The organism is Staphylococcus sp. GDY8P57P (assembly GCF_017892585.1).
In the GTDB taxonomy this organism is placed as follows: Bacteria; Bacillota; Bacilli; order Staphylococcales; family Staphylococcaceae; genus Staphylococcus; species Staphylococcus borealis.
On the sequence record NZ_JAESLK010000174.1, the window covers coordinates 1 to 628 of the forward strand.

Consider the following 628-nt stretch of genomic DNA (forward strand, 5'->3'; position numbering starts at 1 on the left):
CCCATTTCTTTAGGTGGTTCACTAGGTCGTGAACAAGCAACAGCATTAGGTGCTGTAATTACGATTGAAGAAGCGGCTAAACGTAAGCATATTAATATCAAAGGTGCAAAAGTTGTTATACAAGGATTTGGTAATGCTGGTAGCTTTATCGCTAAAATCCTACATGATAAAGGTGCAAAAATTGTATGTATCTCAGAAAGTCGAGGTGCTTTATATGATCCAGAAGGTTTAGATATTGATCATTTATTAGAACTTCGTAAAGAACACGGTAGAATCACACCTTTATTTGATAACATTATTCCAAACGAAGATATATTTGGAATTGATTGTGACATTTTAGTACCCGCAGCTTTAGCAAACCAAATCACCGCACAAAATGCAGGAGACATAAAAGCGAGTATAGTAGCAGAAGCGGCTAACGGTCCTACAACACATGAAGCAACACGTATTCTGACAGAAAATGATGTCCTTTTAATTCCGGATGTACTAGCCAGTGCCGGTGGTGTAACTGTTTCATACTTTGAATGGGTACAGAACAATCAAGGACTTTATTGGTCAGAAGAAGAAGTGAATCAGTTATTAAAAACTAAGATTGTCGAAGCTTTTGACAAAGTATATGACATTTCAC

The 628-nt window shown here is 36.9% G+C and carries 1 protein-coding gene; it reads left to right on the top strand.

Annotated elements, in window-relative coordinates; translation table 11 throughout:
- Nucleotides 1–628 (top strand): Glu/Leu/Phe/Val family dehydrogenase (locus KA878_RS14200; protein WP_245336784.1); only part of this gene is annotated, 628 nt, incomplete at both ends.